This is a genomic window from Pseudomonas sp. Pseusp18, assembly GCF_059506005.1.
Genome location: NZ_CP169240.1, coordinates 5,580,745 through 5,605,770, shown reverse-complemented (window position 1 = coordinate 5,605,770; position 25,026 = coordinate 5,580,745). Strand labels below are relative to the sequence as shown.

Here is a 25,026-nt window from a genome sequence, read left to right as displayed (position 1 = left end):
AAGCCACTTTCCAAGCCTATGGAGTAGCATGGCCGTAAGTCCCCTGTAGGAGCTGCCGCAGGCGGTTCCTATAGGTATGTGTTGATTCCAGATAAGGAAATGGCCGTGTCTGTAGCAGTCATTCAAATGGTCAGCCAGAGCGACGTGCTGGCCAATCTGGCCCAGGCCCGTCGTCTGCTTGAGCAGGCAGCGTCCGGTGGCGCGCGGCTTGCCGTGCTGCCGGAAAACTTCGCAGCCATGGGTCGTCGCGACATTGCCGACATTGGTCGCGCCGAAGCGCTGGGCGAAGGCCCGATCCTGCCGTGGTTGAAACAGACCGCCCACGACCTCAAGTTATGGATAGTGGCTGGCACGTTGCCGTTGCCGCCGGCGGATCAACCGACGGCCAAAGCGCATGCGTGCTCGTTACTGGTCGATGATCAAGGCGAGACCGTGGCGCGGTACGACAAGCTGCACCTGTTCGACGTGGACGTGGCGGACAATCGCGGGCGTTATCGCGAATCCGATGACTATGCTTATGGCAGTGGCGTGGTGGTTGCCGATACGCCGGTCGGTCGAGTCGGCCTGACAGTGTGTTACGACTTGCGCTTTCCGGAGCTGTACAGCGAATTGCGTGCAGCCGGCGCGGAATTGATTACCGCCCCGTCGGCCTTTACCGCGGTGACCGGCGCGGCCCATTGGGACGTGCTGATTCGCGCGCGCGCCATCGAGACTCAATGTTACGTGCTCGCGGCCGCCCAGGGTGGCACTCATCCGGGACCGCGAGAAACCTTTGGTCATGCCGCGATTATCGACCCATGGGGGCGCGTGCTGGCACAACAGGATCAGGGCGAGGCCGTGCTGCTGGCCGAACGCGACAGCAGCGAACAGGCGTCCATCAGGGCGCGGATGCCGGTGTCCACTCACCGGCGCTTTTTCTCGCAGGGCGCTCAGCGACCTGCATCAGAACGACGAATTTAAGGCGTAAAGCATATGAGCGAGTTGTTGTCCTCTGTCAGTGAACACCTCCTGGCGCCCGGCGGCGTAACGATCGAGAGCCTGCAAGGTGTGCTCGGCGATCTGGCCGGCCCGGGCATCGATGCCGCCGACCTGTATTTCCAGGGGCAGATTTCCGAGTCCTGGGCGCTGGAAGACGGGATCGTCAAGGAAGGCAGCTTCAACCTCGACCAGGGCGTCGGCGTGCGTGCGCAATCGGGTGAAAAAACCGGTTTCGCCTACAGCAATGCGATCACCCTCGAAGCGCTGGGCGCGGCGGCCCGCGCGGCCCGTTCGATCTCCCGGGCCGGGCAGAATGGCACCGTGCAGGCGTTCACCACCCAGGATGTCGCTCAGTTGTACGGGCCGGACAACCCGCTGGAAGTAATGACCCGCGCCGAGAAAGTCGAGCTGCTCAAGCGCATCGACGTGGCGACCCGCGCCCTCGACCCGCGTATTCAGCAAGTCACCGTGAGCATGGCCGGGGTCTGGGAGCGGATTCTGATCGCCTCCACCGATGGCGGCCTGGCGGCAGATGTGCGGCCGTTGGTGCGTTTCAACGTCAGCGTGATCGTCGAGCAGAACGGTCGTCGTGAGCGCGGCGGCCATGGCGGTGGCGGTCGTACCGACTACCGCTATTTCCTCAGCGAAGACCGCGCCATGGGTTATGCCCGTGAAGCGTTGCGTCAGGCACTGGTGAATCTGGAAGCCATCCCGGCGCCGGCCGGTACGTTGCCGGTGGTGTTGGGTTCGGGTTGGTCCGGCGTGTTGCTGCACGAAGCCGTCGGGCACGGTCTGGAAGGCGATTTCAACCGCAAGGGCAGTTCGGCCTACAGCGGGCGCATGGGCGAGATGGTTGCATCGAAGCTTTGCACCATCGTCGATGACGGCACCCTCGCCGGCCGCCGAGGTTCGCTGAGTGTCGACGACGAAGGCACGCCGACCGAGTGCACCACGCTGATCGAAAAAGGCGTGCTCAAAGGGTATATGCAGGACAAGCTCAATGCGCGCCTGATGGGCGTGGCCCGCACTGGCAACGGTCGTCGCGAATCCTACGCGCACCTGCCGATGCCGCGCATGACCAACACTTACATGCTCGGTGGCGAAAGCGACCCGGCGGAAATCATCGCCTCGGTGAAAAAAGGCATCTACTGCGCCAACCTCGGCGGCGGTCAGGTGGACATCACCAGTGGCAAGTTCGTGTTCTCCACCAGCGAGGCGTACCTGATCGAAGACGGCAAGATTACCGCCCCGGTCAAAGGCGCGACGTTGATCGGCAACGGGCCGGAAGCCATGAGCCGGGTGTCGATGGTCGGTAACGATCTGGCGCTGGACAGCGGTGTGGGAACGTGTGGCAAGGATGGGCAGTCGGTGCCGGTGGGTGTCGGCCAGCCAACGCTGAAAATCGATGCGATCACCGTGGGTGGCACGGGCGCGTAAGGATGCACAAGATTCATGTAGGAGCTGCCGCAGGCTGCGATCTTTTGACTTTGGATTTTCAAAAGAAAGATCAAAAGATCGCAGCCTTCGGCAGCTCCTACACGAAGGATGCCGTCGGCTTTATTTAACGCAAACCGCGTTGAGTCTCGTCCAGCTCACGGATGTACTTGAAGATTTTACGGCTCGAAGCCGGTGGCTTGTTGGTCGCCAGTTCGTGCTGGGCCTGACGGATCAGGGAGCGCAATTGTTGACGATCGGCCTCCGGGTAATCGACGACGAACTTCTCCAGGACGGCGTCGTCGCCTGCGATCAAGCGATCGCGCCAGCGTTCCAGGCCGTGGAAACGTTCGTTGTACTGCCGGGTGGAGGCATCGAGTTGATCGAGCAGAGTGAGAATGGCGCCAGTGTCCTGATCGCGCATCAGCTTGCCGATAAACTGAAGGTGCCGTTTACGCGCGATGTTCGCGGTGTGCTTGGGCGCATCGGCCAGAGCCCGGCGCAAAGCGTCGGTCAACGGCAGTTTTGCCAGCAGGTCAGGCTTGAGTGTTGTAAGGCGCTCGCCGAGGTCAACCAGAGCATGCAGCTCGCGTTTGACCTGGGATTTGCTTTTTTCTCCCGTATCGAGGGAGTCGTCGTAAGAATCAACCATGGTGGCCGTCCGCAAAGAAACGCCGCCATGATAACCAGTCGGGGGCCGCTTGTCCGGCCCGGTCGCTCGATGACCGTTACCGAAAGCAGAATTTGAGTGGAGAACAGCATGAGTGCAGTTGAAAGCGTCGGCCCACAAGCGTTGCCGGCACTGCAAGAGCAAGTCGAGCAGATCATTGCTGAAGCCAAGCGCCAGGGCGCCAGTGCCTGTGAAGTGGCGGTGTCGCTGGAGCAGGGCCTGTCGACCACGGTCCGTCAGCGGGAAGTCGAAACCGTTGAGTTCAATCGCGACCAGGGCTTCGGTATTACCCTGTATGTAGGGCAGCGCAAAGGCTCGGCCAGCACCTCGGCCAGCGGTTCGGAAGCGATTCGCGAAACCGTCGCTGCTGCGCTGGCGATTGCCAGGCACACGTCTGAAGACGAAGCCGCAGGCCTGGCGGATGCCGCGCTGATGGCCAAGGACCTGCAGGATTTCGACCTGTTCCACCAATGGAGCATCACCCCGGAGCAAGCCATCGAGCAGGCCCTGGCCTGTGAAGCGGCGGCGTTTGCCGCCGACAGTCGGATCAAGAACGCCGACGGCACCACCCTCAGCACTCATCAGGGTTGCCGTGTGTACGGCAACAGCCACGGTTTTATCGGCGGTTACGCCTCGACCCGTCACAGCCTCAGCTGCGTGATGATCGCCGAGGCCGATGGCCAGATGCAGCGTGATTACTGGTACGACGTGAACCGGCAGGGCAATTTGTTGGCCAGCCCGGAGAGCATCGGCCAGCGTGCCGCGCAACGGGCGGCGAGCCGCTTGGGCGCACGCCCGGTACCGACCTGCGAAGTGCCGGTGCTGTTTTCTGCGGAACTGGCCGGCGGTTTGTTCGGCAGTTTCCTCTCGGCGATTTCCGGCGGCAGTCTATATCGCAAGTCTTCGTTCCTCGAAGGCACGCTGGGGCAGAAACTGTTCCCGGAATGGCTGACCATCGATGAGCGTCCGCACTTGATGCGCGCTTTGGGCAGCTCTGCCTTCGACGGCGATGGCCTGGCGACCTACGCCAAGCCGTTCGTGGAAAACGGCGAGCTGGTGTCCTACGTGCTTGGCACCTATTCCGGCCGCAAGCTGGGTATGCCGAGCACCGCCAATGCCGGCGGCGTGCACAACCTGTTCGTCACCCATGGCGACGAAGATCAGGCGGCCCTGTTGCGCCGCATGGGTCGTGGCCTACTGGTCACTGAATTGATGGGGCAGGGCCTGAACATGGTCACTGGCGATTACTCCCGTGGCGCAGCGGGTTTCTGGGTCGAGAACGGCGAAATCCAGTTCGCGGTCCAGGAAGTGACTATTGCCGGCAACATGCGTGACATGTTCAAGCAGATCATTGCGGTCGGTAATGACCTGGAATTGCGCAGCAACATTCGCACAGGTTCGGTGTTGATCGAGCGGATGACGGTGGCGGGTAGTTAAGCTGCGGTTGCTGCACAAAAAAACGCGCCACCCAATAGGGTGGCGTTTTTTTGTGGATCAAAAGATCGCAGCCTTCGGCAGCTCCTACAGGGGCTGCGATCTTTTGACGTTTATTCGCCTTCGTCGAAGAAGTTGTTGATCAGCGCCACCAGCGCATCCAGCGCTTCCTGCTCTTGTTCGCCTTCGGTACTCAGGTGGATTGTGGTGCCTTTTCCCGCGGCCAGCATCATCATGGCCATGATGCTTTTGCCGTCGACCATCGTTTCCGGTGTACGGCCAGCCCTGATCTGACAAGGGTACTGCCCGGCGACGCCAACGAATTTTGCAGACGCGCGGGCATGCAGGCCCAGCTTGTTGATGATTTCGATTTCCAGAGCAGGCATCGCGATGTGAATCCTTTAGCTGAGGTCGCGGTGGCGAACCTGGACGTTCTTCAGGGATTGTTGCAGTACCTGGCCCAGACGTTCGGTCAGGTAGACAGAGCGGTGATGCCCGCCGGTGCAGCCAATGGCAATGGTGACATAGGCGCGGTTGCTGGCGGCAAAGCGGGGCAGCCACTTGAGCAGGTAGGAGGAAATGTCCTGGAACATCTCTTCGACATCCGGCTGCGCCGCCAGGTAGTCGGCCACCGGTTGATCGAGCCCGGACTGTGCCCGCAGCTCCGGTTTCCAGTAAGGGTTAGGCAGGCAGCGCACGTCGAACACCAGATCGGCGTCCACCGGCATGCCACGCTTGAACCCGAAAGACTCCACCAGGAACGCAGTGCCGGGCTCCGGCTGATTCAGCAGGCGCAGCTTGATGGTATCGCGCAGCTGATACAGGTTCAGATTGGTGGTGTTGACCTTGAGGTCGGCCAGATCGGCGATCGGCCCCAGCAGATTGGTTTCGTCCTCTATCGCCTCCGCCAGCGAGCGATTGGCACTGCTCAGCGGGTGACGGCGGCGGGTTTCCGAAAAACGTTTGAGCAGGGTCTCTTCATCGGCGTCCAGATACAGCACATCGCACTGGATATGCCGGCTGCGGACTTCTTCCAGCAATTCGGGAAACCGTGACAGGTGGCTCGGCAAGTTGCGTGCATCGATGGACACGGCCACCAGCGGTTGTGCCAGTTCGGTATGAATCAGCGCGCGTTCGGCCAGTTCCGGCAACAGTCCGGCGGGCAGGTTGTCGATGCAGTAGTAGCCGTTGTCCTCGAGAACATCGAGGGCAGTGCTTTTACCTGAGCCGGAGCGGCCGCTGACGATGATCAGGCGCATGATTAGTGACCGTTTTGCTCGTCCAGGACAACCTGATACAAGGCTTCGTTGCTCGGGGCGCTGCGCAGTTTTTCACGCACTTCCTTGCGATCAAGCATGCTGGCGATCTGGCGCAGCAACTCCAGGTGCGCATCGGTGGCGGCTTCCGGGACCAGCAGTACAAACAGCAGGTCAACCGGGGCACCGTCGATGGCGTCGAAATCGATGGGTGCATCCAGGTGCATCAAGGCACTGATGGGCGATCCGCAGCCCTTGAGACGGCAGTGGGGGATGGCGATACCGTTGCCAAAACCGGTGGAACCGAGTTTTTCACGGGCGACCAGACTCTCGAAGACATCCTGCATGGCCAGATCCGGCACTTCGCGATGGATGAGGTTGGCAATTTGCTCGAGGGCTTTCTTTTTACTGCCGCCCGGCACGTTCACCAGGGAACGGCCGGGGGTCAGGATGCTTTCAAGTCGGATCATGGGTTGGGAGTGTTAACGACCGGTCGCGCCCTGGAGGAGGCTCTGGGTCTTTTCCTTATGCTTTTTGAGTTGTTTATCCAGCTTGTCGGTCAGTGCGTCGATCGCTGCGTACATATCGGTATGTTCCGCGTTAGCGACCACCTCATTGCCGGGAATATGCAGCGTGGCTTCGATTTTCTGCTTGAGCTTCTCGACCGTCATCGTGACCTGCACGTTGGTGATCTTGTCGAAATGCCTCTCTAATCGTTCGAGTTTTTCGCCGATGTAGGTGCGAAGAGGTTCGGTCACTTCCAGTTGGTGTCCACTGATGTTGACTTGCATACAGCTTCTCCTTCGTTGCCAGTGCATAAAGCGGTAGATCCGATGATCTACCACTGGAACGCTGTGGCGTGGCTCTACATCAACCGCTTGCGTTCGCTCGAAGGCGCGATTCCTAGGGATTCGCGGTACTTGGCGACGGTGCGGCGAGCCACCTGAATGCCTTGTGCCTCCAGTAAACCAGCGATCTTGCTGTCACTCAACGGCTTTTTCTGATTTTCCGCGGCAACCAGTTTTTTGATGATCGCGCGGATCGCCGTGGACGAGCATTCACCGCCTTCGGAGGTGCTGACGTGGCTGGAAAAAAAGTATTTCAGTTCATAGATGCCCCGTGGGGTATGCATGAATTTTTGCGTGGTCACCCGTGAAATCGTCGATTCGTGCATGCCCACCGCTTCGGCGATGTCATGCAGCACCAACGGTTTCATGGCCTCGTCGCCGTACTCCAGGAAGCCGCGTTGATGCTCGACGATCTGGGTGGCCACTTTCATCAGGGTTTCGTTGCGGCTTTGCAGGCTCTTGATGAACCAGCGAGCCTCCTGCAGCTGATTACGCATGAAGGTGTTATCAGCGCTGGTATCGGCGCGGCGTACGAAGCCGGCGTATTGGGCGTTGACCCGCAGGCGTGGCACCGACTCCTGGTTCAGTTCCACCAGCCAGCGCTCGTTGTCCTTGCGCACGATCACGTCGGGAACGACGTATTCGGCTTCGGTGGACTCGATTTGCGAACCCGGGCGCGGGTTGAGGCTCTGGACCAGTTCGATCACTTGGCGCAGTTCGTCTTCCTTGAGCTTCATGCGGCGCATCAGCTGGCTGTAGTCGCGGCTGCCGAGCAGGTCGATGTAATCGGTGACCAGGCGCTTGGCCTCGGTCAGCCAAGGGGTCTTGGCGGGCAGTTGACGCAGTTGCAGCAGCAGGCATTCACCGAGGTTGCGGGCGCCGATACCGGCGGGCTCGAATTGCTGGATGCGGTGCAGGACGGCTTCGATTTCGTCCAGTTCGATGTCCAGTTCCGGATCGAAGGCCTCAAGGATTTCCTCGAGGGTTTCATCCAGATAGCCCTGATTGTTGATGCAGTCGATCAGGGTCACGGCGATCAGGCGATCGGTGTCGGACATCGGTGCCAGGTTCAGTTGCCAGAGCAAATGGCTTTGCAGGCTTTCACCGGCCGAAGTACGGGTGGTGAAATCCCACTCGTCGTCATCGTTGCTCGGCAGGCTGCTGGCGCTGGTCTGGTAGACGTCTTCCCAAGCAGTATCGACAGGCAATTCGTTGGGAATGCGCTCGTTCCAGTCGCCTTCCTCAAGGTTATCCACCGTCGGGGCGGTTTCCTGGTAGGAGGGTTCCTGAATGTCGGCGTTGGGTTGCTGTTCGGCTTTGTCGGCCAAGGGGTCGGCGTTATCGAAGTCGTCGCCTTCTTCCTGGCGTTCGAGCATCGGATTGGACTCCAGGGCCTCCTGGATTTCCTGTTGCAGGTCCAGGGTCGACAATTGGAGCAGGCGGATGGCCTGTTGCAGCTGCGGTGTCATCGTCAGCTGCTGGCCCATTCTCAAGACTAGCGATGGTTTCATGGCAGGGGCTTAACACCTTATTCGCCGGCGCACATGCGCCATCCACTACAGGGCGCCGAAGCGCCAAACATAAGCAAATTATATGCCTGAAACTGAAGTGTTTGCCTAGAGCGCTGTAACAATAAAAAACTATTGATTTTTTATTGAGATGAGCACCGAGGCGACTGGCCAGGCACCTCAGCGCTTACAGGCGGAACTCATGGCCCAGATACACTTCCTTGACCAGTTCGTTGGCCAGGATGGTGGCGGAGTCGCCTTCGGCGATCAGCTGGCCATCGTTGACGATGTAGGCGGTTTCGCAGATGTCCAGGGTTTCACGGACGTTGTGGTCAGTGATCAGCACGCCAATGCCTTTGGCCTTGAGGTGATGGATGATCTGCTTGATGTCGCCCACCGAGATCGGATCCACGCCGGCGAAGGGTTCGTCGAGGAGGATGAATTTCGGGTTGGTGGCCAGTGCCCGGGCGATTTCCACTCGACGGCGTTCACCACCGGACAGGCTCATGCCAAGGCTGTCACGGATGTGGTGGATGTGAAACTCCTGCAGCAGGCTTTCCAGCTCTTTGCGGCGACCGGCCTTGTCGAGTTCCTTGCGGGTCTCGAGGATGGCCATGATGTTGTCGGTCACTGACAGTTTGCGGAAGATCGACGCTTCTTGCGGAAGATAGCCGATACCGGCCTTCGCACGACCGTGCATCGGCTGGTGGCTGACGTCCAGGTCGTCGATCAGTACGCGACCCTGATCGGCTTGTACCAGACCCACGATCATGTAGAAACAGGTGGTTTTGCCGGCGCCGTTGGGGCCAAGCAGGCCGACGATCTGGCCGCTGTCGATGGACAGGCTGACGTCACGCACGACCTGGCGGCTCTTGTAGCTCTTGGCCAGATGCTGAGCTTTCAGAGTTGCCATTACTGGGTTTTCTCGTCGGTTTTCTTCTTCGGCTGGATCACCATGTCGATACGCGGACGTGTCTCGGTGACCTTGCTGCCCGTGGCGCGACCGGCGCTGGCGAGTTTTTTCACCGTGTCATAGACGATTTTTTCGCCCTGGGTGACGTTGTTGTCCTTGTCGACAACTTTGGCCTTGTCGATCAGTACGACGCGGTTTTGCGCGGCGTGATATTGGATGGTCACGCCCCAACCCTGAACAGGCTTGGTGTCGCCAGCTGTTTGCAACTGCTCGAAGTACGCCAGGTTGCCCACCGAGGTCACCACGTCGATGTCGCCAGTCGGGGTGCGAGTGATGGTCACGGTGTTGCCGGTGACCTTCATCGAGCCCTGAGTGATGATCACATCACCTTTATAGGTGGCAACACCGTTCTTGTCGTCCAGTTGGGCGTCGTCGGCCTGAATGCGGATAGGCTGCGCTTGATCGGTCGGCAGAGCCCAGGCGCTCACGCTTCCCAGTGCTGCGCTCAGACTGAGCAAAATAGGGAGGGTTTTAACGAGCCTCATACTGTCCTCTTACGTTCGATAGCAGGTGTATCCTGCTTTCTTTCAAGTACGCTTTCATTCCGTTGCCTGTCGATACACCGCCGGCGCCGTCGATTCTAACGGGTTGATCGGTCTGCGCATATTGCTGCTGCGGGAACACTGTCATACGGGTGGTGGTAATCAGGGTTTTACGGTTTTTTTCGTCGAAACGCGTGATACGTACCGAGTCGATCAGCTCGACCTGGGTGCCGTCCGCGTTGACTTCGCCGCGTTCGCTCTGGACGTGCCAAGGGAATTCGGTGCCACGAAACATGTTCAGGTCAGGGTTGGACAGCAACGTCACTTCCGTCGCCTTCAGGTGTTCGACCTTGTCGGACGTCATTTCGTACTGCAATTTGCCGTCCGGCAGGTACTGCACGCTGTGGGCGTTGATGGCGTAATAGTCGATCGCGCTTTCATCGACCTTGACCACTGGCTTATCGAGGAAGCGTTCCGGGCTGATGTTCCAGTAGCCGACCGCTGCGAATAGCGCCGCGATGCAACCGAATATCAGGATGTTGCGAATCTTTTTGCTCAGCATGATGGGCTCACAGGTACGCGGCGTTGGCCGCATCGAGGCGGCCCTGGGCGCGCAGGATCAATTCGCAGAATTCGCGCGCGGCACCCTCGCCGCCACGGGCCTGGGTGATGCCGTGGGCGTGTTCGCGCACGAAGCTGGCGGCGTTGGCCACGGCCATGCCCAGACCGACGCGGCGAATCACCGGCAGGTCCGGCAGGTCGTCGCCGAGGTAGGCCACTTGTTCATAGTTCAGGTTGAGTTGGGCAAGGAGCTCGTCGAGCACCACCAGTTTGTCTTCGCGACCCTGGTACAGGTGTGGAATGCCGAGGTTCCTGGCTCGTCGTTCGACCACCGGGGTCTTGCGTCCGCTGATGATAGCGGTCTGCACGCCGGCTGCCATCAACATCTTGATGCCTTGGCCGTCGAGGGTGTTGAAAGTCTTGAATTCGCTGCCGTCTTCGAGGAAGTACAGGCGCCCGTCGGTCAGTACGCCGTCGACGTCGAATACCGCCAGTTTGATCTGTTTGCCGCGTTGCAGCAGGTCCGTGCTCATTACATTACTCCAGCGCGCAGCAAATCGTGCATGTTCAGGGCGCCGACCGGGCGGTCTTCGCTGTCGACCACGACCAGTGCATTGATCTTGTGGTCTTCCATGATTTTCAACGCCTCGGCAGCCAGCATCTCGGCACGTGCGGTCTTGCCGTGGGCGGTCATCACCTGCTCGATGGTGGCGCTGTGGATGTCGATGCTGCGGTCCAGGGTGCGACGCAGATCGCCGTCGGTGAAGATCCCGGCAAGTTTACCGTTGGCTTCCAGAATCACGGTCATGCCCAGGCCCTTGCGGGTCATTTCCATCAATGCGTCCTTGAGCAGGGTGCCGCGCTGAACCTGCGGCAGCTCTTGCCCGGCGTGCATGACGTTTTCCACTTTCAGAAGCAAGCGTCGGCCAAGTGCGCCGCCTGGGTGGGAAAAAGCGAAATCTTCAGCGGTAAAACCGCGGGCTTCCAGCAGCGCCACCGCCAGGGCATCGCCCATCACCAGAGCGGCGGTGGTCGATGAGGTTGGCGCCAGGTTCAGCGGGCAGGCTTCGTGCTCGACGTGAACGTTGAGGTTGACCTCGGCAGCCTTGGCCAGTGCCGAGTCGGGATTGCCGGTGACGCTGATCAATTTGATGCCCAGGCGCTTGATCAGTGGCAGCAGGGTAACGATTTCATTGGTGGAGCCGGAGTTCGACAGTGCCAGGATGATGTCGTCACGCGTGATCATGCCCATGTCGCCGTGGCTGGCTTCGGCTGGATGCACGAAGAACGCCGTGGTGCCGGTGCTGGCCAGGGTGGCGGCGATCTTGTTGCCGATGTGCCCCGATTTGCCCATGCCGACCACGACTACGCGGCCTTTGCTGGCCAGAATCATCTCGCAAGCGCGTACGAAATCTGCGTCGATATGGGGTAACAAGCCTTGCACGGCTTCCAGTTCGAGACGGATGGTGCGTTGTGCAGATTGAATCAGGTCGCTGGATTGGCTCATGTCAGAAATCGTATAGCCTGATGAAAAGGCGGCGATTATAACGGTAATGATCAAAACCCTCACGCAAGTTCGTCGCGGTTTGTCATTCCTTGTTACCGAAACCCTCTAAATAGATGATTTCAGGTGGTCACGTTGCTGAACGTGCCCGGCTTGGGCCTTGGGCGCTTGGCCTTTGCAGTGATATAGTTCGCCGCCAGTTCGGCCTGCCCGGGGAGGTATGTGCTTTCGTCAGAAGGCCAGGCGTCCGAGTGAGAGGCTGCATCGCAAGGAGTTTAGATGAGTGCCGATAACGCCTACGCGGTCGAGCTGAAGGGACTGACCTTCAAGCGCGGTGCGCGCAGCATTTTCAATAACATCGATATCCGCATACCACGCGGCAAGGTCACCGGCATCATGGGGCCTTCCGGGTGTGGCAAGACCACGCTGTTGCGGTTGATGGGGGCCCAATTGCGCCCCACCAGCGGCGAAGTCTGGGTCAATGGCCAGAACCTGCCAACGTTGTCGCGCAGCGATTTGTTCGATGCGCGCAAGCACATGGGCGTGCTGTTTCAGAGCGGCGCGCTGTTTACCGATCTCGATGTATTCGAGAACGTCGCCTTTCCGCTGCGTGTTCATACCACGCTGCCGGAAGAGATGATTCGCGATATTGTCCTGCTCAAATTGCAGGCCGTGGGCTTGCGTGGCGCCATTGACCTGATGCCTGACGAACTGTCCGGCGGCATGAAGCGTCGAGTCGCTCTGGCCCGGGCGATTGCCCTCGATCCGCAGATTCTCATGTATGACGAGCCTTTTGTCGGCCAGGATCCGATCGCCATGGGCGTGCTGGTGCGCCTGATCCGCCTGCTCAACGATGCGCTGGGCATCACCAGCATCGTGGTCTCCCATGATCTGGCCGAGACCGCGAGCATCGCCGACTACATCATTGTGGTGGGCGACGGGCAAGTGTTGGGGCAGGGCACACCCAAGGAATTGATGAATTCGCAGGAACCACGGATTCGCCAGTTCATGACTGGCGAACCCGACGGCCCGGTCGCATACCACTTTCCAGCGACGGATTACCGCGCAGATCTTCTGGGGAAGCGCTGATGCGCAAGATTTCATTAATAGAAAGAGTGCGCCGTTTCGGCCACGCCGGCATCGATGTGCTGGCGGTGTTCGGGCGTTCGGCGCTGTTCCTGTTTCATGCCTTGCTCGGTCGCGGTGGCATCGGCGGCAGTTTTGGCCTGCTGGTCAAGCAACTGCATTCGGTTGGCGTGATGTCCCTGGTGATCATCGTGGTCTCCGGGGTGTTCATCGGCATGGTGCTGGCGCTGCAGGGCTTCAACATCCTGTCCAGCTATGGCTCGGAGCAGGCTGTCGGGCAGATGGTTGCGCTGACGCTGCTGCGTGAACTGGGGCCGGTCGTCACGGCCTTGCTGTTCGCCGGGCGTGCGGGTTCGGCGCTGACCGCCGAAATCGGCAACATGAAGTCCACCGAGCAACTGTCCAGTCTGGAAATGATCGGGGTTGACCCGCTCAAATACATCATTGCCCCGCGCCTGTGGGCCGGCTTCATTTCCCTGCCGGTGCTGGCAATGATTTTCAGCGTGGTGGGTATCTGGGGTGGTTCGTGGGTGGCCGTCGACTGGCTGGGTGTCTATGAAGGTTCCTACTGGTCGAACATGCAAAACAGCGTGACGTTTGTCGACGATGTGCTTAACGGCATTATCAAAAGCATCGTTTTTGCCTTCGTCGTGACCTGGATCGCCGTATTCCAAGGCTATGACTGCGAGCCCACTTCCGAGGGGATCAGTCGTGCCACTACCAAGACCGTGGTGTACGCCTCTTTGGCGGTACTCGGCCTGGACTTTATTCTGACCGCCTTGATGTTTGGAGATTTCTGATGCAAAACCGCACCCTGGAAATCGGTGTCGGCCTTTTCTTGCTGGCTGGCATCCTGGCTTTGCTGTTGCTTGCGTTGCGGGTCAGTGGCCTGTCCCCGAGCCCGAGCACCGACACTTATAAACTTTATGCATATTTCGATAATATCGCCGGTTTGACGGTCAGAGCTAAAGTGACCATGGCTGGTGTGACCATCGGCAAGGTCACGGCGATCGATCTGGATCGCGACAGCTTCACCGGTCGGGTGACCATGCAACTGGAAAAGCGCGTAGATAACCTGCCGACTGACTCCACTGCATCTATCCTGACCGCTGGCCTGTTGGGTGAGAAATACATCGGTATCAGCGTGGGCGGGGAACAAACCCTGCTCAAGGATGGTGGAACCATCCACGACACGCAGTCGTCGCTGGTGCTCGAGGACCTGATTGGTAAATTTCTGCTCAATACCGTTAGCAAAGACGCCAAATGAGGAGCTTTTCAATGATCTCTATCTTGCGACGTGGCCTGTTGATATTGCTCGCGGCCTTGCCGTTGATGGCTAACGCTGTGGCGGCGCAGTCGGCGCACGATCTGGTTCAGGACACCACGACCCGGATGCTCGCCGACCTGTCGGCCAATAAAGAGAAGTACAAGCAGGATCCACAAGACTTTTATACGGCGTTGAATACCATCGTCGGCCCCGTGGTGGATGCCGAGGGCATTTCCAAAAGCATCATGACCGTCAAATACTCGCGCAAAGCAACGCCCGAGCAAATGAAGACGTTTGAAGAAAACTTCAAAAAGGGCCTGTTCCAGTTTTATGGCAACGCATTGCTCGAATACAACAACCAGGGCATCACTGTTGAGCCTGCCAAGGATGAATCGGGAGACCGTACCAGCGTTGGCATGACGGTCAAAGGCAGCAGCGGCGCGATCTATCCTGTGTCTTACACACTCGAAAAGATCAACGGCGAATGGAAGCTGCGTAACGTCATCATCAACGGCATCAATATCGGCAAGCTGTTCCGCGATCAGTTCGCTGATGCGATGCAGCGCAATGGCAACGACCTGGACAAGACCATCAATGGTTGGGCCGGGGAAGTCGCCAAAGCCAAGGAAAACACCGAAAAAGCTGTCGAGAAGAAAGCCCAATGAGTGAGTCGGCCATTCGCATGAGCGAAACCGGCGAGCTGCTGCTCAGCGGTGTGCTGGATTACCGGACCGGCCCGAACTTGCGCAAGCAGGGGCAGGTACTGATCAAATCCAGCAAGGCGCCTGCGCTGGTGGTCGATTGCTCCGCAGTGGAGAAGTCCAGCAGTGTCGGCTTGTCGCTGCTGCTGTGCTTCATGCGCGATGCTCAGGTGGCCGGCAAGGCCGTGAGCATTCGCGCGATGCCCGAAGACATGCGCAAAATCGCTCAGGTCAGTGAGTTGACCGAGCTGTTGGCGCACCCCTGAACCGCATCTATAAAGAAGCCCCCCGTCAGAGTCCTGCTTCGCGGGGTTCGCAGGCGCGGGGCTTTTTTGTATGATGTCCGACCCGCGCGCACAGGGCGCCGATTGAGGTTGAGCATGCAGGCCAACGAAGTGAAGAGCTTTCTTGAAGGAAAGCTGCCCGGAGCTCAGGTAGAAGTTGAGGGCGAAGGCTGCAACTTTCAGCTGAACGTGATTAGCGATGAACTGGCGGCGTTGAGCCCGGTGAAGCGTCAGCAGAGCATCTATGCCCATTTGAACCCGTGGATTGTCGATGGCAGCATCCATGCGGTCACTATGAAATTTTTCAGCAGCGCGGCCTGGGCCGAGCGCACCTGAGCCCAAGGGCGTCGAGATTCTTATGGATAAATTGATTATTACCGGTGGCGCTCGTCTTGATGGCGAGATCCGCATTTCCGGGGCAAAGAACTCTGCCCTGCCGATCCTGGCTGCCACCTTGCTGTGCGATGGCCCGGTGACCGTGGCCAACCTGCCGCACCTGCACGACATCACCACCATGATCGAGCTGTTCGGTCGCATGGGCATTGAACCTGTGATCGACGAGAAACTCAGCGTCGAAATCGACCCACGCACCATCAAGACCTTGATCGCGCCGTACGAACTGGTTAAAACCATGCGCGCCTCGATCCTGGTGCTGGGCCCGATGGTTGCCCGTTTCGGTGAAGCCGAAGTTGCACTGCCTGGCGGTTGCGCCATCGGTTCGCGTCCGGTTGACCTGCACATCCGTGGTCTTGAAGCCATGGGCGCGGTCATCGACGTCGAAGGCGGCTACATCAAGGCCAAGGCCCCTGAAGGCGGCCTGCGCGGTGCGCACTTCTTCTTCGACACCGTCAGCGTGACCGGTACCGAGAACATCATGATGGCGGCCGCTCTGGCCAAGGGCCGCAGCGTTCTGGCCAACGCCGCTCGCGAGCCTGAAGTCGTCGACCTGGCGAACTTCCTGAACGCCATGGGCGCGAAGGTTTCCGGCGCCGGCACCGACACCATCACCATCGATGGCGTCGAGCGTCTGCACACGACCACTTACAAAGTGATGCCTGACCGTATCGAGACCGGCACCTATCTGGTGGCGGCAGCGGTCACCGGCGGGCGTGTGAAGGTCAAGGACACCGATCCGACCATCCTCGAAGCTGTTCTGGAAAAACTTCGTGAATCCGGCGCCGAAATCACCACCGGTGAAGACTGGATCGAGCTGAACATGCACGGCAAGCGGCCGAAAGCCGTCAACGTGCGGACCGCTCCTTACCCGGCGTTCCCGACCGACATGCAGGCGCAGTTCATCTCCCTCAACGCCATTGCCGAAGGCACCGGTGCGGTGATCGAGACGATCTTCGAAAACCGTTTCATGCACGTTTACGAACTGCACCGCATGGGCGCGCATATCCAGGTCGAGGGCAACACCGCCATCGTCACCGGCATCGAAAAGCTCAAGGGCGCGCCAGTCATGGCCACCGACCTGCGTGCTTCGGCCAGCCTGGTGATCTCGGCGCTGATCGCCGAAGGCGATACCCTGATCGACCGCATCTACCACATCGACCGTGGTTACGAGTGCATCGAAGAGAAACTGCAGATGCTCGGCGCCAAGATCCGCCGCGTACCGGGCTAGTTTCTGCTGCATGGGCGCAGGGACGTGCCCGTTGATTTGTTGAAGTCGAGTCTGTTTCAGGCTCGATGTGTGTCCGGCGCCATTTGCGTCCGGGCATGAGTACCTTGATAAGGACTGACGTTTCCCATGTTGACTATCGCACTGTCCAAGGGCCGCATCCTTGACGACACCTTGCCGCTTCTGGCTGAAGCGGGCATCGTGCCGACCGAGAATCCGGACAAGAGCCGCAAGCTGATCATCCCCACGACCCAGGCCGATGTGCGCTTGCTGATCGTGCGTGCCACCGATGTGCCGACCTATGTCGAGCATGGTGCCGCCGACCTGGGCGTCGCCGGTAAAGACGTGCTGATGGAATACGGCGGCCAGGGTCTGTACGAGCCACTGGACCTGCAAATCGCCCAGTGCAAACTGATGACGGCCGGTAAAGTCGGCGCAGTCGAGCCCAAGGGCCGTCTGCGCATTGCCACCAAGTTCGTCAACGTCGCCAAGCGCTACTATGCCGAACAGGGTCGTCAGGTCGACATCATCAAGCTCTACGGCTCGATGGAACTGGCGCCGCTGATCGGTCTGGCGGACAAGATCATCGACGTGGTCGACACCGGTAACACGCTCCGGGCCAATGGCCTGGAACCACAGGATTTCATCGCTGCCATCAGCTCCCGTCTGATCGTCAACAAGGCGTCGATGAAAATGCAGCATGCCCGTATCCAGGCGTTGATCGACACCCTGCGCAAGGCAGTGGAGTCTCGACACCGCGGCTGATTCACCTGCGCGACCTTGAGTCGCGCCCGTCTATCCGCCTCATAGCCAGAATTCTCGGGTGCCCAAGCGGATCAACGGCTAGCTTAGGGCGCCCGAGTTTTTGCCATTCCTATGAGGCTCTCGCTATGACCGCACCGACTGCAATTCGCCGACTCAACGCTGCTGACCCGGATTTCGCACATCATCTGGATCATCTGCTGAGCTGGGAAAGTGTGTCTGACGACTCGGTCAATCAGCGGGTGCTGGATATCATCAAGGCCGTGCGTGATCGCGGCGATGCGGCGGTGGTCGAGTTCACCCAGAAGTTCGACGGCCTGCAAGTGGCGTCCATGGCGGACTTGATTCTGCCGCGTGAACGCCTGGAACTGGCATTGACCCGCATCACCGTGCCTCAGCGCGAAGCCCTGGAAAAAGCCGCGACCCGTGTGCGCAGCTACCACGAAAAGCAGAAACAGGACTCCTGGAGCTACACCGAAGCCGATGGCACGGTGCTGGGCCAGAAGGTCACGCCACTGGATCGCGCCGGTCTGTACGTGCCGGGCGGCAAGGCGTCCTACCCGTCCTCGGTGCTGATGAACGCGATTCCGGCCAAGGTGGCGGGCGTGACCGAAGTGGTCATGGTCGTGCCGACTCCGCGCGGTGAAGTCAACGAACTGGTGCTGGCCGCAGCCTGCATCGCCGGCGTCGACCGGGTGTTCACCATCGGCGGCGCCCAGGCGGTTGCGGCGCTGGCTTACGGCACCGAAAGCGTGCCGAAGGTCGACAAAGTGGTTGGCCCGGGCAACATCTATGTCGCCACCGCCAAGCGCCACGTGTTCGGCCAGGTCGGCATCGACATGATCGCTGGCCCGTCGGAGATTCTGGTGGTGTGCGACGGTCAGACCGATCCGGACTGGATCGCCATGGACCTGTTCTCCCAGGCCGAGCACGACGAAGATGCCCAGGCGATTCTGGTCAGCCCGGACGCCGAGTTCCTCGACAAGGTCGCGGCAAGCATCGCCAAACTGCTGCCAACCATGGAACGCGCCGAGATCATCGAAACCTCGATCAATGGCCGTGGTGCGCTGATCAAGGTTCGCGACATGGAACAGGCCATCGAAGTGGCCAACCGCATTGCCCCGGAGCACCTGGAGCTGTCGGTCGCCGATCCGCAGGCCTGGCTGCCGCAGATCCGTCACGCCGGCGCGATCTTCATGGGCCGCCACACTTCCGAGGCCCTGGGCGACTACTGCGCAGGTCCGAACCACGTATTGCCGACCTCCGGCACTGCGCGCTTCTCCTCGCCGCTGGGTGTTTACGACTTCCAGAAACGTTCGTCGATCATCTTCTGCTCCGAGCAGGGTGCCTCCGAACTGGGCAAGACCGCCTCCGTACTGGCCCGTGGCGAATCGCTGAGCGCTCACGCCCGCAGTGCTGAATACCGCATTCTTGATGACAAGCAGGGGAACTGAGCATGAGTAAATTCTGGAGCCCGTTCGTCAAGAATCTGGTGCCTTATGTGCCGGGCGAACAGCCGAAACTGGCAAAGCTGGTGAAGCTCAACACCAACGAAAACCCGTACGGTCCATCGCCAAAAGCCCTGGCGGCGATGCAGACCGAACTGAACGACAACCTGCGTCTGTACCCGGACCCGAACAGCGACCTGCTCAAGCAAGCTGTTGCCAAGTACTACGGCGTGCAGGGCAATCAGGTGTTCCTCGGTAACGGTTCCGATGAAGTCCTGGCGCACATCTTTCACGGTTTGCTGCAGCACGATAAACCGCTGCTGTTCCCGGACATCAGCTACAGCTTCTACCCGGTTTACTGCGGGTTGTATGGCATCAAGTTCGATGCGGTTGCGCTGGACGAGCAGTTCCAGATCAACCCGGCGGACTATGCCAAGCCGAACGGCGGGATCATCTTCCCGAACCCGAATGCGCCGACCGGTTGCCTGTTGGCGCTGGACGCTGTTGAGCGAATCCTCAAGGCCAGCCCGGATTCGGTGGTCGTGGTGGATGAGGCTTACATCGACTTCGGCGGTGAAACGGCGATCACGCTGGTGGACCGTTATCCGAACCTGTTGGTGACGCAGACCCTGTCCAAATCCCGTTCCCTGGCCGGCCTGCGGGTTGGCCTGGCCGTGGGGCACCCGGACCTGATCGAGGCACTGGAGCGGATCAAGAACAGCTTCAACTCCTACCCGCTGGATCGCCTGGCGATTGTGGGGGCTGCGGCGGCGTTCGAAGATCGCGAGTATTTCGACAAGACTTGCCGGTTGGTCATCGAGAGTCGCGAGCAAGTGGTCGCGCAACTGGAGGCGAAGGGGTTTGAAGTGTTGCCGTCGGCGGCGAACTTCATTTTCGCCCGTCACCCGAAGCACGATGCGGCGGGGCTGGCGGCGAAGTTGCGTGAGCAGGGCGTGATCGTTCGGCACTTCAAGCAGGAGCGGATTGCCCAGTTCCTGCGGATTTCCATCGGCGCGCCGGAGCAGAATCAGGCACTGATCGACGGCCTCGGCGATCTCTAAACTGATCCAGTAGGAGCGAGCAACGCTCGCTCCTACTGGGTTTGGTGTGTTACTCGTGATGCGGTTCGCCGAGGAACGTCAACGAGCTGAAGAGCCCACGCGTCGCCACATCAGCATTGTCCTTTAGCGGGATTTCCACCTGCGCCGCAATCACATTCAACCCTTCATTACGCACCAATACTTGCGCCCGGCCATCTGCGTCGGTCTCGGTGCTCAAGGTATCCGGCGCGCTGCGATAGTCGCCCACCAACTTCACACCCGCCGCTGGTTTGCCATCGAGTAGCACTCGAACCGGCAACGATTTCCCCGGCCCGACGGTCAGCGGATCAACCTCCGGCAGAATCAGCAGTTTTATCTGATCGAGCTTCGGCAGCTTCGCCCCCGGCTGGTAAATCGCCAGGCTGTATTTGAAGGTCTGGGTCGACTCGATCGCCCCAGGCACTTTGCTGCGTCCTTCGTTGATCCATTTTTTATCGGCGGTCTGCGACCACATGCCATTGTTCAGCGCCACGGCCATCACCGCCGGCGATTTCAACGGTTGCAGGCGGGCGTGGTCGGCCAGGCGTAGCACGCTCACCGGGATCATTTTGCCGCTGGCGTCATAGGCCCAGGCGCCGCTGATTTTCTGCGCCTTGAAGGCGTTGTCTTCGGCGCCGTGGCCGTAGATGACTTCGATGTTGCCGCGACGTTGTTCGGTCCACAGGCCGTGGGCCGAGACGTGAGAGGCGAACATCGCGCCGAACAGACCCAGCAGAACCAGTGATTTAGCGTGTTGCATGGTGATTTTTCCCTTTACAGATTGAGTGTCAGGCTGACAGTGAAATTGCGCGGCTCGCCGGGGTTGACCCAGTAGTTGCTGTAGGAGCGCTCGAAGTATTTCTCGTCGAAAAGGTTGTTCAGGTTCAGGCCCACGGTGACGTTTTCGCTGGCCTTGTAATGGGCCAGCAGGTCGACGGTGTGGTAGGCGGGCAGTTCGAAATCGCTGCCGGCTTCACCCGAGCGATCACCGACATAGGTGAACGCGGCGCCGAGGTCCGAGCCGCGCAGATGGCCATCCTGAAACTCATAAACCCCCAGCAAACTGCCGCTGCGTTTGGCTACGCCGAGAATTCGGCTGCCGGTGGGAGTCACCTTGTCGCCTTGGGTGACTTCGGCATCGATGTAAGCAAAGGCACCAATCACTCTCACGGCGTCGGTGACTTGCCCGGTGACTTGCAGGTCGACACCCTGACTGCGGGCCTTGCCCATGGCCCGGCTGGAGTCGGTGCTCGGGTCGAGGGCCAGGACGTTTTCCTTGTCGATATGAAAGGCGGCGAGGGTGCTGCTCAAGCGATCGTCAAACAGCTCGCTCTTGATCCCGACTTCGTAGCCGACACCTTCTTCCGGGTCGAAGGACTTACCGGCAGCGTCCAGGCCATTGTTCGGTTTGAACGAAGTGGAGGCGTTGGCGAACAGTCCCACTTCGGGCGTCAGTTGGTAGAGCAGGCCAGCCCGTTGAGTCAGCGCGTCGTGGCGCTGGTGGCTGGTCGTGCCGCGGCTGTGATCGTCGATGCGCTGTTCGAAATGTTCGAAGCGCACACCGAGCATGCCGCGCAGTTTGTCGGTGAAGACGATCTGGTCCTGCAGGTTCAGCGCCTGGCTTTCGACGTGCTCGAAGAAGTCGGTCCCGGAGCGCGCACCATCGGGTTTCGGCTGGCCGTAGATCGGCCGATAGATATCGATGGCGTAGGGGCCGCCGGCAATGGTCGTGACCCGTTCGTTCTTGCGGAAGTTTTCGTACTCGCTGCCGATCAGCAGTTCGTGTTGCCAACTGCCGATGTCGAACAGGCCGCGCAGTTCGAGTTGGGTGATGCTGTCGTGCCAGTTGGTGTCGCGCTCGCGGTAGCGACGGTTGATGGTATGGCCGTCGGCGTTCAATGGCCGATTTTCGGAGGCGAAGCCCCAGAGCTTGCCTTCCTTGTAATGGCTGGCCAGGCGCAGTTTCCAGCGGTCGTTGAGTTGGTGTTCGAGGGTGGCTTGCAGCAGGTTGTTGTGGTTGTCGATGTTGCCGTCGTTGGGTTCGCCGAGGAAGGTCGAGCGGGAGACGCCGCTCCACTTATTGTTCGGCGCGACGACGCCGCGATCGAATGTCGAACTGTGGCGGACCAACTCGCTCTCCACCAACAGGCTGGTGTCCGGATTCAGCTGCCAGCTGAACGACGGAGCAACGAACACACGCTGGCTGTCGACGTGATCGCGAAAGCTGTGGTTGTCCTCGACGGCCAGGTTCACCCGGGACAGAACGTTGCCGGCATCATCCAGCGGCGTGTTGACGTCCACGGCGGTGCGATAACGATCCCAGCTGCCGGCGCTGGTCTGCAGGGTGGTGAAGGCTTCGGGCTGGGGTTTCTTGGTGACAATGTTCACCGTGCCGCCCGGATCGCCACGCCCATAGAGGCTGGCGGCCGGGCCTTTGAGCACTTCGATGCGTTCGATGTTGGCCACGTCCGGCGTGCTCGGATAGCCGCGGTTGGCGCTGAAACCGTCCTTGTAGAACTCCGAGGTGGTGAAGCCGCGCACGCTGTATTCGTAAAGCGTCAGGCCGCCAAAGTTGTTCTGCTTCGACACCCCGCCGGCAAAATCCAGGGCGCGCTCGACGCTGGTGCTGCCCAAATCCTTGAGCACACTGACAGGAATCACGCTGATCGATTGCGGGATGTCGCGAAGGGCGGTGTCGGTTTTGGTCGCGCTGGAAGAACGTGTCGCGCGATAGCCCTTGACCGAGCCGGTGGGGGATTCGTAGTCGGAGGTGACGCTGATGGCGTCCAGTTCAACGGTTTGGGGTTCTTCGGCGAAGACCGGATCTCCCAGCAGACCGAGGGCCAGGCCTGCGAGGGAAGCCATTGTTCGAGACGACATGTTATGTTGTTCCAATAGTGATATTGAAACAATATAACATGCCTAATGAGAATGTCTGCCGTTAACGGCTTTGGAGCGGTGGAGCTTTCGAGGGCGTAAAAGATCGTCCGAACGCGGCCCGAACCTTCGGCAGCTCCTACGGCTTACTGTTCTTCTTTTTCCTGGACCGGTGCCGGTGGCGGACGCAGACCGATTTCTGCGGTGAGCTTGAGCTCTTTGCCGTTGCGCATGACCTGGATCGTGACCTTGTCGGTTGGCTTGATGCGCGCCACCTGGTTCATTGACTTGCGACCATCGCCAGCCGGTTCACCATCGATGCTGAGGATCACGTCGCCCAGTTGCAGGCCGGCCTTCTGCGCTGGGCCGTCACGGAAAATCCCCGCGACCACAATGCCCGGGCGTCCCGACAGGCCAAACGACTCCGCCAGTTCCTGACTCAACGGTTGCACTTCGATGCCGAGCCAGCCGCGAATCACCTGGCCGTGTTCGATGATCGACTTCATCACTTCCATCGCCAGTTTGACCGGGATCGCGAAGCCGATGCCTTGCGAGCCGCCGGACTTGGAGAAGATCGCCGTGTTGATGCCGGTCAGGTTGCCGTTGGCGTCCACCAGCGCACCACCGGAGTTGCCGGGGTTGATCGCGGCGTCGGTCTGGATGAAGTCTTCGTAGTTGTTCAGGCCCAACTGATTGCGCCCGGTGGCACTGATGATCCCCATGGTCACGGTCTGGCCGACGCCGAACGGGTTGCCGATGGCCAGGGCCACGTCGCCGATGCGCAGGTTGTCGGAACGGCCGACGGTGATCGACGGCAGGTTTTTCAGGTCGATCTTCAATACCGCGAGGTCGGTTTCCGGGTCGCTGCCGATGACCCGGGCCAGGGTTTCACGACCATCCTTGAGCGCCACCACGATCTGGTCGGCACCGCTGGTCACGTGGTTGTTGGTCAGCAGGTAACCTTCCGGGCTCATGATCACGCCCGAACCGAGGCTCGACTCCATGCGCTTCTGCTTGGGCGAGTTGTCGCCGAAGAAGCGGCGGAACTGCGGGTCTTCAAACAGCGGATGGCTCGGTTTGTTGACCACTTTGGTGGTGTAAAGGTTGACCACCGACGGCGCAGCCGTGGTCACCGCATCGGCATAGGACACCGGGCCCTGCTGCACACCAAGGGTTTGCGGGGCTTGTTGCAGATTGACGTCGAGGCTTGGCAGCCCGACCCACTGCGGGTAACGCTGAATAATCAGTAGAGCGACAAGCACGCCGGCCAACAGCGGCCAGCCGGAAAAACGCAGCGCCTTGAGCATTAAGCACGTCCTGAGAGGTTGCAGGCGGTATGAGACCGCCCATAATGTCGCGCATTATACGAGGCCGCGCGCGCCTCTGAACGGGATATTTAGGAGTCTTTTATGGCCGTCGCCCTGAGCACCCTGGTCGAAGAAGCCGACCGTTACCTGGCAAGTGCGAAGATCGCCGATTACTGCCCCAACGGCTTGCAGGTCGAAGGCCGGCCGCAAGTAATGCGCATCGTCAGCGGTGTCACCGCCAGCCAGGCGTTGCTGGACGCCGCGGTGGAGGCCCAGGCCGATCTGGTGCTGGTGCATCACGGCTATTTCTGGAAAGGCGAGAACCCGTGCATCACCGGCATGAAGCAGCGCCGGTTGAAAACCCTGCTCAAGCACGACATCAGCCTGCTGTCTTATCACTTGCCGCTGGACCTGCACCCGGAAGTCGGCAACAACGTACAGCTTGCCCGACAATTGGACATCACCGTCGAAGGCCCACTGGATCCGGATAACCTGAAAATCGTCGGGTTGGTCGGCTCGTTGAGCGAACCGATGACTCCCCGCGATTTTGCCCGTCGGGTACAGGAAGTCATGGGGCGCGAGCCGCTGCTGATCGAAGGCAGCGAGATGATTCGTCGGGTCGGCTGGTGCACCGGTGGCGGGCAGGGTTACATTGACCAGGCGGTGTTGGCCGGTGTCGATCTGTACCTCAGCGGCGAGGCCTCCGAGCAGACGTTCCACAGCGCCCGGGAAAACGATATCAGTTTCATCGCCGCCGGCCACCATGCCACCGAGCGTTACGGTGTGCAGGCTTTGGGTGATTACCTGGCGCGACGTTTCGCCCTCGAGCACATCTTCATCGATTGCCCGAACCCGATTTGACTACAGGGCTGGAGCCCAAACGAGGGGGTATATTCATATACCCTTTCGATCTAGCCGCCGTCCTGATTAGAAGAGGGCGCTGTGC

The 25,026-nt window shown here is 59.9% G+C and carries 29 protein-coding genes; 15 read left to right on the top strand and 14 right to left on the bottom strand.

Annotated elements, in window-relative coordinates:
• Positions 1-105 precede the first annotated feature (105 nt).
• The 3 genes from ACEN9A_RS25200 to ACEN9A_RS25190 are packed head-to-tail and all read left to right on the top strand — an operon-like array spanning position 106 to position 2,543.
• Positions 106-960 (top strand): carbon-nitrogen hydrolase family protein, encoded by an 855-nt coding sequence (locus ACEN9A_RS25200; RefSeq protein WP_258671162.1) that lies wholly within the window; start codon positions 106-108, stop codon positions 958-960.
• Positions 961-972: 12 nt separating this feature from the next.
• Positions 973-2,415: a metalloprotease TldD gene (gene tldD / locus ACEN9A_RS25195; RefSeq protein ID WP_258671161.1), complete on the top strand. Its 1,443-nt coding sequence runs from the start codon at positions 973-975 to the stop codon at positions 2,413-2,415.
• Positions 2,416-2,417: 2 nt separating this feature from the next.
• Positions 2,418-2,543 (top strand): hypothetical protein, encoded by a 126-nt coding sequence (locus tag ACEN9A_RS25190; RefSeq protein WP_019647652.1) that lies wholly within the window; start codon positions 2,418-2,420, stop codon positions 2,541-2,543.
• Here the strand turns inward: ACEN9A_RS25190 and yjgA are convergent.
• Entirely contained in the window at positions 2,540-3,064 is a 525-nt protein-coding gene (gene yjgA, locus ACEN9A_RS25185; RefSeq protein ID WP_007941230.1) for a ribosome biogenesis factor YjgA, read from the bottom strand. The two genes, ACEN9A_RS25190 and yjgA, sit on opposite strands and share 4 nt — an antisense overlap.
• A gap of 108 nt (positions 3,065-3,172) precedes the next feature.
• Between yjgA and pmbA the strand changes: the two genes are divergently transcribed.
• Complete coding sequence (pmbA, locus tag ACEN9A_RS25180; RefSeq protein WP_019647653.1) at positions 3,173-4,519, top strand: metalloprotease PmbA; 1,347 nt, start codon at positions 3,173-3,175, stop codon at positions 4,517-4,519.
• Positions 4,520-4,629: 110 nt separating this feature from the next.
• On the opposite strand, the gene ACEN9A_RS25175 is transcribed toward pmbA, so the two are convergent.
• From ACEN9A_RS25175 to ACEN9A_RS25130, 10 genes are all read right to left on the bottom strand, one after another.
• Positions 4,630-4,902 carry an HPr family phosphocarrier protein gene (locus ACEN9A_RS25175; protein ID WP_019647654.1) on the bottom strand — a complete coding sequence of 91 codons (273 nt, stop codon included), beginning with the start codon at positions 4,900-4,902 and terminating at the stop codon, positions 4,630-4,632.
• Positions 4,903-4,917: 15 nt separating this feature from the next.
• A complete protein-coding gene (rapZ, locus tag ACEN9A_RS25170) occupies positions 4,918-5,775 on the bottom strand; it encodes an RNase adapter RapZ (RefSeq protein WP_018927209.1) in 858 nt (285 codons plus the stop codon).
• Positions 5,776-5,777: 2 nt separating this feature from the next.
• Entirely contained in the window at positions 5,778-6,242 is a 465-nt protein-coding gene (ptsN, locus tag ACEN9A_RS25165; RefSeq protein WP_018927208.1) for a PTS IIA-like nitrogen regulatory protein PtsN, read from the bottom strand.
• A 12-nt stretch (positions 6,243-6,254) separates the two neighbouring features.
• The gene (hpf, locus tag ACEN9A_RS25160) at positions 6,255-6,563 is read right to left on the bottom strand and encodes a ribosome hibernation-promoting factor, HPF/YfiA family (RefSeq protein WP_007941242.1); all 309 of its coding nucleotides are present in this window, start codon (positions 6,561-6,563) and stop codon (positions 6,255-6,257) included.
• A 74-nt stretch (positions 6,564-6,637) separates the two neighbouring features.
• Positions 6,638-8,131: an RNA polymerase factor sigma-54 gene (locus ACEN9A_RS25155; protein ID WP_026331852.1), complete on the bottom strand. Its 1,494-nt coding sequence runs from the start codon at positions 8,129-8,131 to the stop codon at positions 6,638-6,640.
• Between the two features lie 184 nt (positions 8,132-8,315).
• Positions 8,316-9,041: an LPS export ABC transporter ATP-binding protein gene (lptB, locus tag ACEN9A_RS25150; protein WP_018927206.1), complete on the bottom strand. Its 726-nt coding sequence runs from the start codon at positions 9,039-9,041 to the stop codon at positions 8,316-8,318.
• Positions 9,041-9,586 carry a lipopolysaccharide transport periplasmic protein LptA gene (gene lptA / locus ACEN9A_RS25145; protein ID WP_018927205.1) on the bottom strand — a complete coding sequence of 182 codons (546 nt, stop codon included), beginning with the start codon at positions 9,584-9,586 and terminating at the stop codon, positions 9,041-9,043. Before lptA ends, lptB begins: the two co-directional genes overlap by 1 nt.
• Complete coding sequence (gene lptC, locus ACEN9A_RS25140) at positions 9,573-10,145, bottom strand: LPS export ABC transporter periplasmic protein LptC (protein ID WP_258671160.1); 573 nt, start codon at positions 10,143-10,145, stop codon at positions 9,573-9,575. The genes lptA and lptC overlap by 14 nt, the downstream gene beginning before the upstream one ends.
• A gap of 7 nt (positions 10,146-10,152) precedes the next feature.
• Complete coding sequence (locus ACEN9A_RS25135) at positions 10,153-10,677, bottom strand: KdsC family phosphatase (protein WP_064620298.1); 525 nt, start codon at positions 10,675-10,677, stop codon at positions 10,153-10,155.
• Positions 10,677-11,651 carry a KpsF/GutQ family sugar-phosphate isomerase gene (locus ACEN9A_RS25130; protein ID WP_064620295.1) on the bottom strand — a complete coding sequence of 325 codons (975 nt, stop codon included), beginning with the start codon at positions 11,649-11,651 and terminating at the stop codon, positions 10,677-10,679. Before ACEN9A_RS25130 ends, ACEN9A_RS25135 begins: the two co-directional genes overlap by 1 nt.
• Positions 11,652-11,927: 276 nt before the next feature.
• Here ACEN9A_RS25130 and ACEN9A_RS25125 point away from each other — a divergent pair, with 276 nt between their 5' ends.
• The 10 genes from ACEN9A_RS25125 to hisC all read left to right on the top strand — a co-directional run bounded on the left by ACEN9A_RS25125 (position 11,928) and on the right by hisC (position 19,878).
• Positions 11,928-12,737 (top strand): ATP-binding cassette domain-containing protein, encoded by an 810-nt coding sequence (locus ACEN9A_RS25125; RefSeq protein WP_019647658.1) that lies wholly within the window; start codon positions 11,928-11,930, stop codon positions 12,735-12,737.
• Complete coding sequence (mlaE, locus tag ACEN9A_RS25120) at positions 12,737-13,534, top strand: lipid asymmetry maintenance ABC transporter permease subunit MlaE (RefSeq protein ID WP_026286502.1); 798 nt, start codon at positions 12,737-12,739, stop codon at positions 13,532-13,534. The genes ACEN9A_RS25125 and mlaE overlap by 1 nt, the downstream gene beginning before the upstream one ends.
• Positions 13,534-14,001, top strand: coding sequence for an outer membrane lipid asymmetry maintenance protein MlaD (gene mlaD / locus ACEN9A_RS25115; protein WP_019647659.1), 468 nt, complete (start codon positions 13,534-13,536; stop codon positions 13,999-14,001). Before mlaE ends, mlaD begins: the two co-directional genes overlap by 1 nt.
• 11 nt (positions 14,002-14,012) lie before the next feature.
• Positions 14,013-14,666 carry an MlaC/ttg2D family ABC transporter substrate-binding protein gene (locus ACEN9A_RS25110; protein ID WP_019647660.1) on the top strand — a complete coding sequence of 218 codons (654 nt, stop codon included), beginning with the start codon at positions 14,013-14,015 and terminating at the stop codon, positions 14,664-14,666.
• Positions 14,663-14,968, top strand: a complete 306-nt coding sequence (locus tag ACEN9A_RS25105; RefSeq protein WP_018927197.1) for an STAS domain-containing protein — start codon at positions 14,663-14,665, stop codon at positions 14,966-14,968. The genes ACEN9A_RS25110 and ACEN9A_RS25105 overlap by 4 nt, the downstream gene beginning before the upstream one ends.
• A 114-nt stretch (positions 14,969-15,082) precedes the next feature.
• Positions 15,083-15,322: a BolA family protein gene (locus ACEN9A_RS25100; RefSeq protein WP_007941258.1), complete on the top strand. Its 240-nt coding sequence runs from the start codon at positions 15,083-15,085 to the stop codon at positions 15,320-15,322.
• A gap of 22 nt (positions 15,323-15,344) precedes the next feature.
• Entirely contained in the window at positions 15,345-16,610 is a 1,266-nt protein-coding gene (murA, locus tag ACEN9A_RS25095) for a UDP-N-acetylglucosamine 1-carboxyvinyltransferase (RefSeq protein ID WP_018927195.1), read from the top strand.
• A 126-nt stretch (positions 16,611-16,736) separates the two neighbouring features.
• A complete protein-coding gene (gene hisG, locus ACEN9A_RS25090) occupies positions 16,737-17,372 on the top strand; it encodes an ATP phosphoribosyltransferase (protein WP_007941260.1) in 636 nt (211 codons plus the stop codon).
• 125 nt (positions 17,373-17,497) lie between these two features.
• Positions 17,498-18,823: a histidinol dehydrogenase gene (gene hisD, locus ACEN9A_RS25085; RefSeq protein WP_258671159.1), complete on the top strand. Its 1,326-nt coding sequence runs from the start codon at positions 17,498-17,500 to the stop codon at positions 18,821-18,823.
• Between the two features lie 2 nt (positions 18,824-18,825).
• Positions 18,826-19,878, top strand: coding sequence for a histidinol-phosphate transaminase (gene hisC / locus ACEN9A_RS25080; protein WP_258671158.1), 1,053 nt, complete (start codon positions 18,826-18,828; stop codon positions 19,876-19,878).
• A gap of 49 nt (positions 19,879-19,927) precedes the next feature.
• Here hisC and ACEN9A_RS25075 read toward each other — a convergent pair whose 3' ends face one another.
• The 3 genes from ACEN9A_RS25075 to algW form a co-directional block, all read right to left on the bottom strand.
• Complete coding sequence (locus ACEN9A_RS25075) at positions 19,928-20,656, bottom strand: DUF4198 domain-containing protein (RefSeq protein WP_258671157.1); 729 nt, start codon at positions 20,654-20,656, stop codon at positions 19,928-19,930.
• A gap of 14 nt (positions 20,657-20,670) precedes the next feature.
• Complete coding sequence (locus tag ACEN9A_RS25070; protein ID WP_258671156.1) at positions 20,671-22,776, bottom strand: TonB-dependent siderophore receptor; 2,106 nt, start codon at positions 22,774-22,776, stop codon at positions 20,671-20,673.
• Positions 22,777-22,919: 143 nt separating this feature from the next.
• Entirely contained in the window at positions 22,920-24,080 is a 1,161-nt protein-coding gene (gene algW / locus ACEN9A_RS25065; RefSeq protein WP_258671155.1) for a Do family serine endopeptidase AlgW, read from the bottom strand.
• A gap of 102 nt (positions 24,081-24,182) precedes the next feature.
• Here algW and ACEN9A_RS25060 point away from each other — a divergent pair, with 102 nt between their 5' ends.
• Complete coding sequence (locus ACEN9A_RS25060) at positions 24,183-24,941, top strand: Nif3-like dinuclear metal center hexameric protein (RefSeq protein ID WP_018927191.1); 759 nt, start codon at positions 24,183-24,185, stop codon at positions 24,939-24,941.
• Positions 24,942-25,026 lie beyond the last annotated feature (85 nt).